Here is a 16328-nt window from a genome sequence, read left to right as displayed (position 1 = left end):
TTAGGCTGCCGCCCCCAATTTGCGCAGGCAACCCTGCAGTCGTTCCACCAGGGTGCCAAGCTCCGGCTTGGTGATCTGGTCGTCAGCCCCCACCTTTTCCCCTTTGTGCCGGGCGGTGTCGTTGATCAGGGAAGAAAAGAGCATCACCGGCACCTTGGCAAAGGCCGGTTGCTGCTTGATTTTCATGCAAAGATGATGGCCATCCATGCGGGGCATTTCAATGTCGGAGATAATCCCTAAAATTCGGCTGTCCACCTCGCCGGAGCCCATGGTCAGTTCCAGGAAATCCCAGGCCGATTGGCCGTCGGGAAAGGCCTTGACCTTGTAGCCGGCCCGGGTGAGGGTCTGGGTGATCTGGTCGCGGATCATGGCGGAATCGTCGGCAATAACGACAAATTTATCCTCCTGGCCGGCTTCCGCCTTGTCTTTAACGGCGTGGGTAACGTAATCCATGGCCATGCTGGGATCTATATCGGCACAGATCTTTTCAAAATCGATCATCTGGATAATGCGGTCGTTGACCAGGCACATGCCGGTCAGGCTACTGTCGTTGGCCACCACTTCCGGCGGCGGCATGATCTGGTTCCAGGAGATCCGGTGCACCTTGTCCACCCCGTGAGAGATAAAGCTGAACAACTTGCCGTTGATCTCGGTTACCACCACCACCCACTTGGCCTTGGCCTCCGGCGACAGGTCCGGCTGGTAGCCGAACCAGTGGCAAAGGTCGATCAGGAGAATGGTGCGGTCACGGAGCATAAAGACACCACGCACCGAAGGGTGGCTGTCCGGCACCTCGGTGAGTTTGCTCGGCATGGCCACCAGCTCCCGCACCTTGGCAGCATTGATGCCGTATGATGTTTGGGTGGAAGCCGAGCTGGCGGGATCAAGCCACTGCAGGTAAAGGGTGATCACCTCCAGTTCATTGGTGCCGGACTCCAGAAGAATATTGGTGCGGGAACCCGCCGTTTGACTCATCTCAGTTCCTCCAACCACAACTGCTGGTTATATTTTGCCTGCCGGGCCGGTAAACTCCGGTTATTCCGGTTGTTGTTAGGTTGCCACCCCGCCCCGCTTGGGACGGCCCTTCGGGTACCATTTTTTCACTATAAATTAGGATGGTTACACTTATCAAGCATTCTTTAGAAAATTATGAGGCTACTTGCTTTTTAAGCGCTTCAAAACACTGTAAGCCAGAGGTCGATTACTACCACAATGATCGAAATCACCACAATAAAAATGTAATTGACATGCTCTTTGGATTTTACCACCGAAGAAAGGACATAATCCAACAGCAGGCGATCATCGCGGTTCAACTCCCCTTCCGCCTTCAGTTTTTCCAGCAGGCGGTTGGCGGTGATCACCCGTTTCCTTTTTTCGGTGATAAAATAACGGTAAGCGAAGAAGAGGATGTAACCCAGCACCCCGAAGTACCAGATGGGGCGCACCAGAGCCGGGTTAAAAACTTCCACAATGGTGAGAACCCGAAAGGAAAGTGCGGCCAGCAGGCCAAGCACCATGGCCCCGTAAATCACCGGCCTTGGCATGGTGTGAGGTAGTTTGTCGATCATGGAGTTTTTTGTCAAATGAGTTTTTATGGTGTAAGCGATAACCAGGCACCGCCAAAAAAGGCCTGCAGTGTAGCTACTTGTGGTAACCGGTGCCCAGCCGGATGCTCCAGGCCCGGTAGAGTTGCTCGAGCAGCAGCAGCCGGGCCATCTCGTGGGTGAAGGTCATGGGCGACAGGGAAAGGGTGAAATCGGCCCGGCTTAAAACCTCGGCCGAGAGCCCCAGGGGCCCGCCCAGCACAAAAACCAGGCGGGATCGGCCCTGCTCCTGCCAGTTGCCCAGCAAGTCGGCCAGCTCCGGGGAGGAGAGCAGGCGACCGCCGGGGTCCAGGGCCACCACCAGGGTGTCATCGGGGATGCGGCTTAGCAGCAGCCGGCCCTCTTCCCGGATCAACCGGGCTTCATCGTCGCCCTTACCCGGCCTGGGGGCCTTCAGGGCTTTCAGCTCAAGGTCGATGTAGCGGCTGAGGCGCTGGGCGAAATCGTCAACCCCCCGGGCCAGGTAGTCTTCCTTGGTTTTTCCGGGGTAAATGATCTCAAACCGCATCTTTGCCGGCTTCTTTCATCTTGCGCCGGAACTCCTCGTGGGTCAGCCCTTCTTTGAAGCCGGGGCAGGAGGCGGTAATTACCGCAAAGTTGCCGGGATCATCCAGCATGCTGGGGTGCAACGGCCACTGCCGGCAGCGCCAGGGTTTGCCCTCATGGATGGTGCAGCCGTGGTCGTAGAAGATACAGTGGCCGTCAACGATTTTCATCTGCACGGTATTGCCGGTGACCCGCAGGTAACGCTTTTTGACTTCCTCAAGGGGCATCCCCAGGTGAGCGCTAAGCCGTTCCTGGTCATTTTTGTTCAGCGAGACGGTGGTCTCACCCTGGCAGCAGTAGCCGCATTGGCGGCATTGATAAAAATCCTCAACACTCATGGTGCTTCCTCTTCATTTTTACCTGTAAGCGATCGGGTACGTTCACAGATCCTTGGTTATACTTGTTTCGGCCCATGGCCATGGGTTGCCGCCACCTCTTTTGCAGCGATATACCCCATGGTCCGGTAGATCAACTTGGCGGCGGTAAAGGCGGCGTGCTCCTGCCCCGGCCGGGGTGCCAGCTCCACCACGTCCAGGCCCACCAGGCCCGGCTTAATGGCGGTCAGCATACGAATCAGCGCGGTCACCTGGCGCCAGGACAGGCCGTCGGGTTCCGGGGTGCCGGTGGCCGGCATGATGGCCGGGTCCAGGCCGTCCACATCGATGGTAAGATATACCGGCCCGTTGATCTCCCCCTGCAGTTGCTCCAACCAGTCCGGCTGCTGATGAATTCTGGCCATGGTATAGGGTTGCCAGCCGTGTTGCTGCACCAGTTGCCACTCTTCAGCCGAAAAAGAGCGAATGCCGACCTGGCTGAAGTTAACTCCCAGCTCGGCCACCCGCCGCATGACGCAGGCATGGCTCAAGGGGGTGCCGCTGTAGGCATCACGCAGATCGAGGTGGGCATCAACCTGGACCACGTGCAGGTCGGGGTATTGCTCCTGCATGGCAGCCACCGCCGGGCCGCTTACGGTGTGTTCACCGCCCAGCAGCACCGGGAAAAGACCGGCGGCAAGCTCCCTGCTCACCGCTTCCTTGATCAGTCGGCAGTCATCGGTTAAATCATGCCCCGCCAAAGGCAAAGGTGGACGGGTAACAATCCCGGCCTGAACGGTTTCCTGCAGCAGTTCATCGTCGAACACCTCAAGTGCCGTCGAGGCTTCCAGAATCGCCGCCGGACCGGCCTCGGTCCCCCCTCCCCAACTGACGGTCGGCGCCATGGGAGCGGAGAGCACGGCAAAGCGGGGGCAGACCACCCCAACATCAGCCTCATCTTCGAGAAAACGGGGATAAACCATGGATGTTTGCATGGCCTTTAAATAAACCATTTTCCGCCGGGCTACAAGTATTACCAGGTAAGATGAACATCACTTGCCAACCGGGTATAAGATAAGCTAGGCTATGCATGGCTCAACAGTTACGAACCCGAAAGCCTTGGCCTTTGGCCGGGCTGCATGGAGGTTTCCCCATGGATCGACGCAATTTTCTGCTCAAGACAACGGTGGCTGGCGGCGCTTTGCTGGTGCCCCCGGCCTTTGACACCTGGTGGCAGCAAAGCCGGGCTGGTGAACTGCCGGACCTGGTGATGACCAAAGGCGGCGACCCCGCCAGCGCCACCCGCCAAGCCGTGGCGGCCCTGGGCGGCATGGAACGCTTTGTCAGCCGGGGCGATATCGTGGTCCTTAAACCCAATATCGCCTTCGATCGCCGCCCCGAACAGGCCGCCAACACCAATCCCGATGTGGTGCGGGCCACGGCGGAAATGTGCCTGGAGGCCGGCGCCAGGCTGGTCAAGGTGTTCGACCGGCCGGTGAACGATGCCCGCCGCTGTTACGTGCAAAGCGGAATCGCCGCCGCCCTGGAGCCCCTGGACGGGGTGGATCTTAAATATGTCGATGAACGGCGCTTCCGGGATATGCGTATCGGCGGCCAGGTGCTGACCACCTGGCCCATTTATACCGAGGCGGTGGAGGCCGATGTACTGATCAACCTGCCCATAGCCAAGCACCATGGCCTGGCCCGGTTGACCATGGCCATTAAAAACTGGATGGGCATCATGGGCGGCAACCGGAGCCGCATTCACCAGCGCCTGGACCAGGCCCTGGCGGAGATGGCGGCCTTTGTCGAACCTGACCTGAGCATCCTCGACGCCCACCGCATCCTGGTGGCCAACGGCCCCCAGGGCGGCAGCCTGGATGACGTGCGCCGGCCCGAAGTGATCATCGCCGGCACCGATGAAGTGGCCATCGACTCTTTGGGCGCCACCCTCTTTGAGATGACCGGCAGCGACCTGGGCTATGTGCGGGAAGCGGTCCGGCTGGGGGTGGGCGAAGCGGACTTGAACAAACTAAAACTGCAGGAAATCAACCTGCCGGCCTGATCGTTGGGCAGCTGACCAACAAACGGATTGTGCAATGTTAACCAAGATATTTTCCTGGCGCGGCCTGCGGATTGCCTCTCAATGGTTGTTTCTGCTCTTTTTTCTCTTCCTTTTTCTGGAAACCGAAGGCAAAGGGGCCGATGAACTGGGTTGGCCGGTACGGCTTTTTCTCGATTTCAACCCCTTGATCCTGCTGACCACCCTGCTCAGCGCCCAGAGTGCGCCGGTGGCCTTTTTTCTTTCCTTGCTGATGGTGGCCGTCACCTTGCTGCTGGGGCGGGTGTTTTGCGGCTGGATCTGCCCTTTCGGCACCCTGCACAACCTGGTCAGCCAAACCGCCGGCCGGGCCCGCGCTTTGGTGCGCCACCCGGCCTGGTTTAAAATTAAATATTATATCCTGGTGGTCATGCTGGGACTGGCCCTGCTGGGGTCGCAGCAGGCCGGCTTGCTGGATCCCATTTCCCTGCTGATCCGCTCGCTATCGGTCAGTATCTATCCCGCCTTCAGCCTTACTGCCAGCGCCCTTTTCGACGCCCTGTACCACGCCGATCTTCGCGGGATCACCGCCATCTCCGAGCGTTTTTACAGCCTGCTGCGGGATACGGTGCTCCCTTTCCAGCAGGGCTTTTTCCGCCAGTCGGTGTTCATCGGCCTGCTCTTTATCGGGCTGCTGGCCCTGAACCTTTACGAGCGCCGTTTCTGGTGCCGCTACCTGTGCCCTTTGGGCGCCCTGCTGGGGTTGTTGGCCCGCTGGTCGCTGCTGCGCCGGGAGGTGGCCGAGGGCTGCACCAACTGCGGCGCCTGTGGCCGCAACTGCCCAGGTGGAGCTGAACCGCGCAGCCTGCAACACCTGCCCGCCGGCTTGCACGACGCGGGGCGGCAACAAACCGAAACCGTGGCCGACAGCAAAGAGCAAGCACGGCAACCGGCCGCCGGCTGGCGCCGCAGCGAATGCCACGCCTGTTTCAACTGCGATGACCTTTGCCCCCACAACCTGGTGAAATTCAAACTGGGTCGGCCGATTCTGCCGTGGGGTAAACGGGCCACAGCCGATCTTTCCCCCGGGCTGGACCTGGGCCGCCGCCGGCTGGTGGGCGCGGCGGTGGCCGGGATGGCCATGGTGCCGCTGATGCGGGTGGGTAATCTGCCCGAAGCCCGGGCCAACCCCAAGCTGATCCGGCCGCCGGGTTCGGTGCCGGAAAAGGAGTTCCTGTCACGCTGCGTCAAGTGCGGGGAGTGCATGAAAGTATGCCTTACCGGCGGCCTGCAGCCCACCCTGCTGGAAGCCGGGGTGGAAGGGCTGTGGACACCGCTGCTGGTGCCCCGCATGGGTTATTGCGAATACCACTGCACCCTGTGCGGCCAGGTCTGCCCCACCGGAGCGATCCGGCGGCTGAGTGTGGAGGAGAAAACCGAGGTTAAAATCGGCCTGGCCATGTTCGACCGCAACCGTTGCCTGCCCTGGGCTTACGGCATTCCCTGCATCGTCTGCGAAGAGGTCTGCCCCACCCCCAAAAAGGCGATCTGGTTTGAAGAAGTGGAGGTGCTCAACCGCGACGGCGAACCGGTCCGCGTGCAACGCCCCCACGTCGACCTGGAGCTTTGCATCGGCTGCGGCATCTGCGAAACCCTTTGCCCGGTGACCGATAAACCGGCAATCTACGTTACCAGCATCGGGGAATCCCGCTCACGGGACAACCAGTTGCTGCTTTAGGTTCATGCCACGCAGCTCAGCCGGTGACTGCGACTCTAATTGCCGGGCTCGCAAGAGCAGCAACTCCGGCGCTGGTCAACCCCCAAGCACGCCGGTGCCGCCACATTCGGGGCACGGCACATCGGGCGTGCACTTGCAGTCTTCCCAAGCGTCGTCACCTTGGTTGCCACGCCACTCGTGATCGCAGGTGCAGGTGCCGGCAATAACTTTTTTTCCGCCGCACACGGCGCAGATATTCCCGCCTTGCTGGTCTTTTTCTTTGTTTTCACGCATACGATGTCTCCTGGGAAAATGGTCATGAGCCATAGCCTTCCTCACCTGATCGGCAAAGACAATAACAGCTTATATGCTATTACAGGTCACAAGCAAGCGGCAATTTCAAAAAAGCACCTCATAATGCCCATCAGCGAAGATGGCCGATTCGCCGGCGCAAACGGCGGCAAATGCCCAAACTGTTTTGGCCTGCATGATCGACAGTAGCACCGTGCACCAGGCATTGACCGCCGAACAGACATTGACCAGGGCGGCGGCGTTCATTAGAATATGCCGCAAGATGCAGACTCCCTTCCCCCTTCACTGGCAACGCTTTCCATGGCGCGACGGCAACCGGTTTACCCTGCTGGCCGACGGGGAGATTTTTTTCCCGGCGATGCTGGCCGATATCGCCGCCGCCCGGCACTTTGTGCTGTTGGAAATGTATCTGCTGGCCTCGGGCCGGGTGGCCGACAGTTTTATCTCCGCCTTTGAGGCGGCCATCGCCCGCGGGGTCGATGTTTTTGTGCTGGCCGACGATTTCGGCGCCCGCGGCCTCAACCAGGTGGACCGCAACCGTCTGCACCAAGCCGGGGCGCACCTGGCCTTTTACAATCCCCTGCACTACGGCAAGTGGCGCCGCAATTTCTGGCGCGATCACCGCAAGCTGCTGGTGGTGGACGGCGAGATCGCCTACACCGGCGGCACCGGCATCACCGATGACTTTGTGCCCCGCCCCCCCTATTCTTCAACCTTTCCCCTGCTGGCCGCAACCCCGCCCTGGCATGACGTGATGCTGAGGGTGCAAGGTCCCTGCGTGGCCGACTGGCAAAACGCCTTTGCCCAAGTTTGGAAACACACCCGCGACGGCCGCCACAGCCCGCAATCGCCCCCCGTACAGCCCGGGCTTCGACAAGGTCGCGTCTTTGGGCGGCAAGGAGCCAAAGCGGCCGCGACCGGGCGGGCGGCAACCCACAAATGTTGTACCGCAGGTGAGCAGCAACCGGGCCTGGGAAGGGTCGTGCTCAACAATCCGGTGCGTATGGAAATCAAACGTTCGCTGCTGAATCGGTTGCGCAACAGCCAACGCCGCGCCTGGATTGCCACCGCCTACTTCATCCCCTCCTGGAAGCTCCGCCGCGCGCTTTACCAGGCGGCCCGGCGGGGCTGCGATGTCCGCCTGCTGCTGCCGGGGCCCCATACCGATCATCCCAGTGTCCGGCATGTCGGGCGCCGTTACTACCACAAGCTGCTGGCGGCCGGGGTGCGGATTTTTGAGTACCAACCCCGTTTCCTCCACGCCAAAACCCTGCTCATCGACAACTGGGTCTCCATCGGCTCCAGCAACATCGACCGCTGGAATTTCCGTTGGAGCCTGGAGGCCAACCAGGAAGCCTCCGACCCGGCCCTGAAAGATCAGCTAGCGGGCCTGTTTGAACAAAATTTTGCCGCCAGCCGAGAAATTCTGGCCGACCAGTGGCATCACCGCCCCTGGTACCAACGCCTGCCGGAGCGCTTCTGGGGCACCTTGGAGTTGTGGCTGGAGCGCTTCAACCAGCGCCAACCCTGACCAACGGTATGTTAACTGGTTGGCAGATGCGGCGCGTCAAAAAAAAGCTAGCGGCGCCAGGGGATAAACTCTTCATCCCGGGCCGGGGCGGTTTCCAGCGCCATCACCGGTTCTTCCCGATCGCGGCACAACTCCACCACCGCCCTGCCCTGCTGCCGCACCGCTTTGCCGGCGTAGCGCAGCACCAGGGCCACCGCCCGTTGCAGATCGGCCGCCAAGGGGGCAGCGGCCGCCTTTTCGGCGTTTATTTGGCGCTCTGTTTCCCCGTTGGGGAGACTGCCCGCCGGCGGTCGTAACACCGCCTGTGGGCCGGGGTGATCGCGCAGTTGCAGCAACCAGTCGCCGTGGATGCGGCGGGAAAGCACCCGCTGGTTGCCCGCCTCGGTCCGGCCCAGGGCCAGAATGGAGCCGCCGGGCAGTTTGAAGATCCGGCCGCTGAGCAGCAGCAGGATATCCTCGGCCCGCACCGGTCGGCCTTCGGCAGCGGTTTCGGCGTAGTGGCCCCGAATACGCTCGGCCAGATTGGGGTCGGTGAGCACGCAGCCGCCCCCCGGCGATTCGTAGTCATCAATGCCGAATCGGGCCGCCAGTTGCATCTGCGGGGTGCGGCTGCGGCCCTTGAAGTCGTAGAGTTTTTCCCGGTCCACCAGGCCTTCGCGTTCCGGCTTGGTAGGCGGCAGGTTGCGGGCGCACAGCGGCCTCAGGAGCAGATCGGCACAGCCGCTGTCCCGCTCGATCACCCGCAGGGTGTCGCGGCGCTGACTCATGGGGCGCTGGCCCAGCACCTCGCCGGAGATCAGAAATTCCGCCCCCACCTCGGCTAGCATCCGCCTGGCCTCGCCCATCAGCATGATCTTGCAGTCCACGCAGGGGTTGAAGTTCTTGCCGTAGCCATGCGCCGGGGCGGCCAGCATTTGCAGGTAAGGTTCGGTGAGATCCCGCAGGATCACCTCGATGCCGTATTTGCGCCGTACCATCTGCCGGTATTGTTCCGGATATTGCAGCAGGTCGGCGCCGAAAAAGGGGCTGATGAACTTGACCGCCAGTACCCGGATATTCTGCTCCATGATCACCCGGCAGGCCAGAGTGCTGTCCAGCCCGCCGGAATAGAGTGCCAACGCGGTGGTCATTTTGCCCCGCCCCTCATTTTTGCCGTCAATTGTTTTTTCTCCGCCGTGGTCCGGTTGATCAGTTCCGTGGCATAGGCCAGGGTTTTATCGCTGACCGCCGCCCCGTCCAGCATCCGAGCCAACTCGTGCGGTCGCCGCTTTTCCGGCAACCGGTCGATTTCGGTGATGGTGCGCCCGTTGCGCTGGCTCTTGGCCACCAGGTAATGCTCGTCGGCCCCGGCGGCGATCTGAGGTAAGTGGGTAATGCAGATCACCTGGTGATGACCGGCCAGCTGGCGAATCTTGCGGGCCACCGACTCGGCGGCCTGGCCGCTGATGCCGGCATCGACCTCGTCAAAGACCACGCTTTCCACCTTATCCTGCCGGGCCAGAACGCATTTCAAGGCCAGCATCAGGCGGGAAAGCTCACCGCCCGAGGCCACCCTGGCCAGCGGGCGCAGTTCTTCGCCGGGGTTGGCGGAAAAAACGAATTCCGGTTTATCCCAGCCCAGGCGGGTTATTCTGGCAGGCTCGCCGGCCGGCATCTGAACGGCAAAGCGGGCCTGCGCCAAAGCCAGCGAGCTCAGCTCTGCCCCCACCCGGGCGACAAAATCATCTGCCACCCGGCGGCGGGCGGCCGATAGCTCGGCGGCGGCGGCCATAAGCTCCGCTTCCCGCCGCGCCACCTCGGCTTCCAGTTCCGCCAGGGCGGCGTCCATATTCTCCAAGGTATCCAGTTCAGCCCTGGCCTGCCGGGCAAAGGTCAGCACCTCTTCCAGGGTGGGACCGTATTTGCGCTTGAGCTTCTGAAGCTGGTCGATGCGGGCCGTCACCTGATCCAGGGCGGCGGCGTCATTGGGCAGGCCATCGAGATAGCGGACCAGTTCCATCTGGGCGTCTTCCAGCACGAAAGCGGCACCGGCCACATCCTCGGCCAGCTTGCCGATTCCTTCATCCCGGGCCGCCATCTCCTGCAGATTTTTGCGGACCGCGGCCAGAGGCGTGCCGATCTTTTCCGCCAGGGCGGCATAGCTTTTCCGCCCCAGATCGATCAGGGTGTCGGCAAATTTAAGCCGATCCTTTTGTTCGGCCAGCCGTTCGTCTTCCCCCGCTTCCGGGGCGATCTCCTCGATTTCCCGGCACTGGAAGGCAAGAAAATCGCGGCGCTGCTCCTTGTCCTGTTCCTGGGTGCGCAGTTGCAGCAGGCGGTTTTTCACCTCCTGCCACTGGTCGAACAATACCGCCAGGGCCTGCCGCTGTTCCAGCAGGTTGCCGGCGGCATCAATGCATTCCAAATGATAACGGGGTTGCAACAGTTGCTGATGGTCATGCTGACTGGCCACGCTGACCAGGTGTTCGACCAGGCTGCCCACGGTGGCGGCGGTGGCCATGGAGCCGTTGAGGTAAAAGCGGCTCTTGCCTTTGGCGCTGATAATTCTTTTGACGATCAACTCACCGGCCGGCTCATCTTTCGCATGCCCCTGCGGCCCGTCCTTATCCGGCAACTCAAGGCCGGCTGCGCTTAAAAGTTGCACCAACTCCTCGTGGCCCGGGTCGAATTCAAAAAAGGCCTCCACCGTGGCCTGTTCCGCCCCCCCGCGCACCCAGTCCGCCGAGGCCCGGCCGCCGGCCAGCAGGTGAACGGCCTGCAGAATGATCGACTTGCCGGCCCCGGTCTCGCCGGTGAGCACTGCCAGGCCGGAGCCGGGCGACAGCCGCAACTCTTCCACCAGGGCCAGGTTTTTAATCCACAGTTCCTTGAGCATTCCGCCAAAATACCGTATCGTTCCGGAATTGCAAGACAATGAGAGAGGCAACAAGACAGGCTGCGCCGGGAGAAAGGCCGGGCAAAGATAAGTTATGGCGTTTTTCCGGGAGCAAAGTTATCATAAGCATGATCCTGCAACTTTTTTATTTGTACAGGTGTCTTATTCCCCATGATTTTTTCTACTAAAATTCCGCAACGCTGCCTGGTCTGGCTAACGGTTGTACTGATGCTTGCCGTCAGTCTGGCCCAGCCGACACCCGCTGTGGCGCTTTCCATCCAAGAGGAAAAAGAGCTGGGGGAACGCCTGCTTACCCTGGTTCGCAAGGAGTTCAAGTTTCTCGACGATCCGGATATCACCACCTATATCCGCCGCCTGGGGCAAGAGGTGCTGGATGTGGCCGGCCCACAGCCCTTTGACTACCATTTTTTTGTGGTGGACAATAGGGAGTTTAATGCCTTTGCCGCCCCCGGCGGGATCATTGTTATCCACTCCGGCCTGATCGAGGCCGCCGAAAGCGAGGGGCAACTGGTCAGTGTCCTGGCCCATGAAGTGGGGCATGCGGTGAGCCGCCACTACGCCGATCGCCTGGACAAAACCCAGCGGGTCAACCTGGGCGCCACCGCCCTGGCCCTGGCCGGGCTGATTCTGGGCGGTGGTGCGATGGCCGAAGCGGTGGTAGCCGGCTCCCTGGCCGGTAGCGCCACCATGAGTCTGCAGTTCAGTCGCCAGGACGAGGAAGAGGCCGACCTGCTGGCCCTGCGCTGGATGCGGGAAATGGGCCGGGATCCGGCGGAAATGCTGGGCATGCTGCGCACCATGCGCAATATCAGCCGTTTTCGCCGGGCCCAACTGCCGGCATACCTGCTGACCCACCCGGAACCGGAACGGCGCATCGCCTATATTGAAGATCGGCTTTATATCGACCGCCTGCCCACCCGGATTGAGCCCCGGCCGGGGGATGAGGATTTCGAGTTTGAATTCCACCGGGTGAGGCAACGGATTTTCTCCCTGACCCGCTCTCCCCAGGACCTGCTGCCGGCCCTGCGGCACCGGATGCGCCAGGGCGAGGAAGACCCGGTCAACTTCATGGCCCGCTACGGGCTGTCCCAGGTTTATCTGGCCGACCGGCAACACAAAAAAGCCCTGGAGGAAATCCGCAAAGTTATCGCCCGTTTCCCGGATCGCCCCATTTTGTTGGCGGATCTGGCCATTATCCTGTTTGAAGCCGGCCATGGCGAAGAAGCTTTGGAGCAGTTGATCGAGGCCCGCAAACGGGATCCCAACGACCCCTATATCCTGTTTCACCTGGCCAGAACCCTGCAACAACTAGACCGGTCCGCCGAGGCCAAGCCCATTTACGAGCAACTGCTGACCAAAACCCCCGATCATGCCCGGCTGCATTTCCGCTACGGCCAGGTACGTACCGAACTGGGAGACCGGGCCGCCGGCCACTATCACCTGGGCCTTTACCACTGGTATCTGGGCGAGGCCCGTATGGCCCGGCACCACCTTGGCGAGGCCGTCCGCCACGACGAAGAAGATGGCAACTATCAGCGCCGGGCCAAAGAACAACTGGCCACCATCGCCCGCCTGGGCAACAAGTAAGGGCCCTTGGGGATGCTGAACCGCTGGCTGCAAAAAATTAACGACAAGGTTGGCAAACGCGACCCATCCCCCGAACAGGCAAAAGACCGGCCAGCAACGGCGGCCCCCACCGCTGAGCAGGAAACCGGTCGCCGCCCGAAGAAGGCCCATGAGGTGGGCCGCCCGGCTGCCAAACCGGCCCCCTTTACCCCTCCCCAACTGCCTGACTGGCAAAAGGAAGACCGGGTACTGGATAACTACCGGATTGAAGCGCGTTTGCCCTCGGGCCACAACGTCAGCCGCGCCTGGCAATGTTTTCATCTGCGCTGGAAAATACCGCTGTTGCTGGAAACACCGCCTGCCGAGCTGCTGCAAAGCCCCGCCGGGCTGAAACAATGCCTCCACCGGGCTGAACTGCGGGTAAAGACCGGGTTGCACCCCAATGTTGCCGTTTCTTATAACCTGCGTTTTCAGCACAACCTGCCGGTGATGATCAGCGAGTTGGTGGCCGGCGACACCCTGGCGGCCTGGTTGGCCGATCGGCGCTGCCACAACCCCCGTATCGCCCTCTCCCTGGCCATCCAGTTCTGCCACGGCATGGAGCACTGCCACGCCCTGGGGCTGACCCATGGCGACATCAGGCCGGAAAATATTTTTATTACCCCCGGGTCGTTGCTGAAAATCACCGGCTTCGGGCTCGCCACCGGTTCCGCCGATCCCTCGCCCGCTGCCGAGCTGCAGGCCTTTGGCCGTTGCCTGCAACAGATGTTTGCCGCCGCCGGCTGCCAGGCGAAAGGCTCAACGGCCAGCCTGCCGCCTCCCCTGCGCCAGGCCCTGCAGCGCAGCCAGGCGAGCAACAGCGGCCAGGGCTACCCGGGTTTTGCCGACTTGCGGCATGACCTGAACCGAGCCTACCGCCAACTTTTCAAGATGTCCTGCCCCTACCACGAAGCGCCAACCCTTGAGATGCGGGCGGAAGTACTCAACAACCAGGCGGTTTTTTTACTGGAAGAGGGCAAAAAACAGGCCGCCACCCGCAAGCTTATGCGTTGTCTGGAGTTGAACGATACTCTGCCGGAGGGGGTTTATAACGAACTGCTGCTGCGCTGGCGCCTGGAGGGCAGCAGCCCGGCCCGCATCCTCCGGCGGATCGAGGCCAACCGCCAGTACGGTCGACCGCCGGGCGGCCAGGATCTTTTGCAGGAGTTGGAAAAGGCGGCCAAACTCAACATCACCGGTCTTAAGAGTGATTTTGGCCAGGACCACGAGGATGGCCCGGAGTTTTGCCTGGTGCCGCCCCCCGTAAGCCTGGCCGTTTACCGGCGCGGTGCCCAGCGGCGTCAGGTGGAGAGCAAGATCCACGATCACCTGGTCAATCGCCGCTACCAGGCCTGTTTTGAGGCCCTGCTGGCGACCTGGCGTCTTGAAGGCTTTCGCAAGGACCGTTTTTTCAATCGCGTTTATGAAGAGCTGTTGCTGATCCGGGAAAAGCTGTTGCCCCTCCATGGCCAGCGTTTTCTTACCCTTACCGGTCACCAGGCGCCGGTGGTCGCCCTGTCCTGCATCCCCAACAGTCGCCGGATTGCCTCGGTGGGGCAGGATGGCCGCCTGCTCATCTATAACCTGACTGGTGGCGCCAGCCCGGAAGTGGTACAAAATAACGAGTTGCCCATCAGCACCCTGGTGGTTTCCCCCGGTGGCAAGCATCTGGCCGTCGGTACCAGGGAAGGCGGGGTGCATCTGGTGTCGCCCCGCTCCGGCACTGTTTTGGGCCAGGAGCAAAGCCACCGGGCACCGGTAACCGCCCTGACCTTCAGCCGGGACGGCAAGCTGCTGACCTCCGGCGGGGCGGACGGCAGCATTATTGTCCGGCGCCTGGCCACCGGCCGGGAAGACGGCGTCTCGCTGGCGGAAAGCGGCGCCATCAGCGCCCTGTGTTACCCGGACCAGGGCCTGGAACTGATCAGCGGCAGCGAAGATGGTCTGCTGCGCCACTGGCAAAGTCGCATGCGTGAATGTACCGCCACCGTCCAGGCCCACGCCGGATCGGTGTATGATCTGGCGGCAACGGTGGCCGGCGAGCACTTTATTTCCACCGGCGGGGACCGGCGGGTGAAGATCTGGCCACGGCGGGGCGATGAAGCGCAACACAGTATCAAACCCCACCACGACCGGATTCGGGCGGTGCTGGGGCTGGCCGACGGCCGTTGCCTGGCCTCCGCCGGCGATGACGATCTGATTAACATCATCAGCCTGGAAGGCGGCGAAAAGCTTTTTTGTCTCGATGGCCGGGGCGGCGGCATCCGCAGCCTGGCCCCCGGCCCCCGGCCCCATACCCTGCTGGCCGGCCGTAACGACGGCAACATCAACGTTTGGCAGCTGATCTATCAACTGGATTTCGATATAATCTAATGAGCAACAGCAAAACGGCAGCGAGGAAAAACCAACCCCAGCGGGACCAGCCTACCACCCCGCTGGCCGAACGGATGCGCCCAGCCCGGCTGGATGATTTCGTCGGCCAGCGCCATCTGCTGGCTGACGACAAACTGCTCGCCGGCTTAAGCCGCCACGGTTACCTCCCATCGCTTTTGCTCTGGGGTCCGCCGGGTTCCGGCAAAACCACCCTGGCCCGGATTCTGGCCGGCGGCAGCGGGGCGGATTTTGTCTTTTTCTCGGCGGTCCTCTCCGGGGTCAAGGAGATCCGGGAAATTGTCGAACGAAGCCGCCGCATCAGGGCGGAAAGCGGCCGGGGCAGCGTACTCTTTGTCGATGAGATCCACCGTTTCAACAAATCTCAGCAGGATGCCTTTCTCCCCCACGTGGAGGCCGGACTGATCACCCTGATCGGGGCCACCACCGAAAACCCCTCTTTTCATGTCATCGCCCCGCTACTCTCCCGTTGCCGGGTGATTGTGCTCAACCCCTTGGCGGCGGAAGATCTACAGATCATCCTGGAACGGGCTCTGAGTGATGAAGAACGGGGCCTGGGGAAGCTGCGCCTGAAGATCAGCCGGGAGGCCGCCGATCACCTGATCAGCATCGCCGATGGCGATGCCAGGAGCCTGCTCAACAGCCTGGAAATCGCCGCCGCCCTGGCCCAGGATCAGGCCCGGGGACAGACTGCAAGCCAAGAGATCGGCGGTGAGGTGCAAATCGGCCTGACCACGGTGGAAGAGGCCATTCAGCGCCACAGCCTGCGCTACGATGCCGACGGCGAGGAACATTACAATCTGATTTCGGCCCTGCACAAAAGCCTGCGCGACAGCGACCCCGACGGGGCCCTGTACTGGCTGGGCCGGATGCTGGCCGCCGGGGAAGAGCCGCTTTACATCGCCCGTCGCCTGATCCGCTTTGCCTCGGAAGATATCGGCAACGCCGACCCCCAGGCTCTGGGCCTGGCCGTGCAGGCCCGGGAGAGTTACCACCTGCTGGGCAGCCCGGAGGGTGAACTGGCCCTGGCCCAGGCAGTGGTTTATCTGGCCACCGCGCCCAAAAGCAACGCCGTTTACGCCGCCTACAACCAGGTGCTGGCCACCATCAAAAAAAGCGGCAGCCTGCCGGTGCCGCTCCACCTGCGCAATGCCCCCACCAAGCTGATGCGGGACCTTAACTACGGCAAGGACTACCAGTACGCCCACGACGACCGTCTGGGGCTGGTGGATCAGCAGCATCTGCCGGACCAGTTGGCCGGCACCAGGTTTTATCATCCCACCAACCGCGGACATGAGGCGCTGGTTAAGGAGCGACTGGAAAAATGGCGCAAAATCCTGGCCCAACGAAAAAAGACCCAACCCTAGCGAG

At 61.6% G+C, this 16328-nt stretch carries 14 protein-coding genes; 7 read left to right on the top strand and 7 right to left on the bottom strand.

What is annotated here, in order from left to right; all coding sequences use genetic code 11:
- The 5 genes from DAAHT2_RS03600 to speB all read right to left on the bottom strand — a co-directional run bounded on the left by DAAHT2_RS03600 (position 1) and on the right by speB (position 3477).
- Positions 1-975 (bottom strand): chemotaxis protein, encoded by a 975-nt coding sequence (locus tag DAAHT2_RS03600; protein ID WP_013162940.1) that lies wholly within the window; start codon positions 973-975, stop codon positions 1-3.
- A gap of 200 nt (positions 976-1175) precedes the next feature.
- Entirely contained in the window at positions 1176-1568 is a 393-nt protein-coding gene (locus DAAHT2_RS03595; protein ID WP_013162939.1) for a hypothetical protein, read from the bottom strand.
- A gap of 73 nt (positions 1569-1641) precedes the next feature.
- Positions 1642-2112 (bottom strand): 23S rRNA (pseudouridine(1915)-N(3))-methyltransferase RlmH, encoded by a 471-nt coding sequence (locus tag DAAHT2_RS03590; protein WP_013162938.1) that lies wholly within the window; start codon positions 2110-2112, stop codon positions 1642-1644.
- The gene (locus DAAHT2_RS03585) at positions 2102-2488 is read right to left on the bottom strand and encodes a YkgJ family cysteine cluster protein (RefSeq protein ID WP_013162937.1); all 387 of its coding nucleotides are present in this window, start codon (positions 2486-2488) and stop codon (positions 2102-2104) included. Before DAAHT2_RS03585 ends, DAAHT2_RS03590 begins: the two co-directional genes overlap by 11 nt.
- Positions 2489-2544: 56 nt before the next feature.
- Positions 2545-3477 carry an agmatinase gene (gene speB, locus DAAHT2_RS03580; RefSeq protein ID WP_013162936.1) on the bottom strand — a complete coding sequence of 311 codons (933 nt, stop codon included), beginning with the start codon at positions 3475-3477 and terminating at the stop codon, positions 2545-2547.
- Between the two features lie 140 nt (positions 3478-3617).
- Between speB and DAAHT2_RS03575 the strand changes: the two genes are divergently transcribed.
- Genes DAAHT2_RS03575 through DAAHT2_RS03560 form a run of 4 tightly spaced genes read left to right on the top strand, consistent with a single transcriptional unit; the run spans position 3618 to position 8065 of the window.
- Positions 3618-4529, top strand: a complete 912-nt coding sequence (locus DAAHT2_RS03575) for a DUF362 domain-containing protein (RefSeq protein WP_013162935.1) — start codon at positions 3618-3620, stop codon at positions 4527-4529.
- Between the two features lie 34 nt (positions 4530-4563).
- Positions 4564-6243 (top strand): 4Fe-4S binding protein, encoded by a 1680-nt coding sequence (locus tag DAAHT2_RS03570; protein WP_013162934.1) that lies wholly within the window; start codon positions 4564-4566, stop codon positions 6241-6243.
- Positions 6244-6282: 39 nt separating this feature from the next.
- Complete coding sequence (locus DAAHT2_RS14600) at positions 6283-6723, top strand: hypothetical protein (RefSeq protein WP_157861402.1); 441 nt, start codon at positions 6283-6285, stop codon at positions 6721-6723.
- Entirely contained in the window at positions 6710-8065 is a 1356-nt protein-coding gene (locus DAAHT2_RS03560) for a phospholipase D-like domain-containing protein (protein ID WP_218915040.1), read from the top strand. The genes DAAHT2_RS14600 and DAAHT2_RS03560 overlap by 14 nt, the downstream gene beginning before the upstream one ends.
- Before the next feature lie 47 nt (positions 8066-8112).
- Here DAAHT2_RS03560 and DAAHT2_RS03555 read toward each other — a convergent pair whose 3' ends face one another.
- Together DAAHT2_RS03555 and recN are read right to left on the bottom strand one after the other, a co-directional pair.
- Complete coding sequence (locus DAAHT2_RS03555) at positions 8113-9195, bottom strand: hypothetical protein (protein WP_013162931.1); 1083 nt, start codon at positions 9193-9195, stop codon at positions 8113-8115.
- Positions 9192-10940 carry a DNA repair protein RecN gene (recN, locus tag DAAHT2_RS03550; protein ID WP_013162930.1) on the bottom strand — a complete coding sequence of 583 codons (1749 nt, stop codon included), beginning with the start codon at positions 10938-10940 and terminating at the stop codon, positions 9192-9194. Before recN ends, DAAHT2_RS03555 begins: the two co-directional genes overlap by 4 nt.
- A 171-nt stretch (positions 10941-11111) precedes the next feature.
- Here recN and DAAHT2_RS03545 point away from each other — a divergent pair, with 171 nt between their 5' ends.
- Genes DAAHT2_RS03545 through DAAHT2_RS03535 form a run of 3 tightly spaced genes read left to right on the top strand, consistent with a single transcriptional unit; the run spans position 11112 to position 16324 of the window.
- A complete protein-coding gene (locus DAAHT2_RS03545; RefSeq protein WP_013162929.1) occupies positions 11112-12548 on the top strand; it encodes a beta-barrel assembly-enhancing protease in 1437 nt (478 codons plus the stop codon).
- Between the two features lie 12 nt (positions 12549-12560).
- Positions 12561-14939, top strand: a complete 2379-nt coding sequence (locus tag DAAHT2_RS03540; RefSeq protein ID WP_013162928.1) for a WD40 repeat domain-containing serine/threonine-protein kinase — start codon at positions 12561-12563, stop codon at positions 14937-14939.
- Positions 14939-16324, top strand: coding sequence for a replication-associated recombination protein A (locus DAAHT2_RS03535; protein ID WP_013162927.1), 1386 nt, complete (start codon positions 14939-14941; stop codon positions 16322-16324). Before DAAHT2_RS03540 ends, DAAHT2_RS03535 begins: the two co-directional genes overlap by 1 nt.
- Positions 16325-16328: the final 4 nt, after the last annotated feature.

Origin of the sequence: Desulfurivibrio alkaliphilus AHT 2 (assembly GCF_000092205.1) — a bacterium.
Lineage (GTDB): Bacteria > Desulfobacterota > Desulfobulbia > Desulfobulbales > Desulfurivibrionaceae > Desulfurivibrio > Desulfurivibrio alkaliphilus.
Note: the sequence above shows the minus strand (reverse complement) of the source record. Positions and strands in the feature narration are given on the sequence as shown.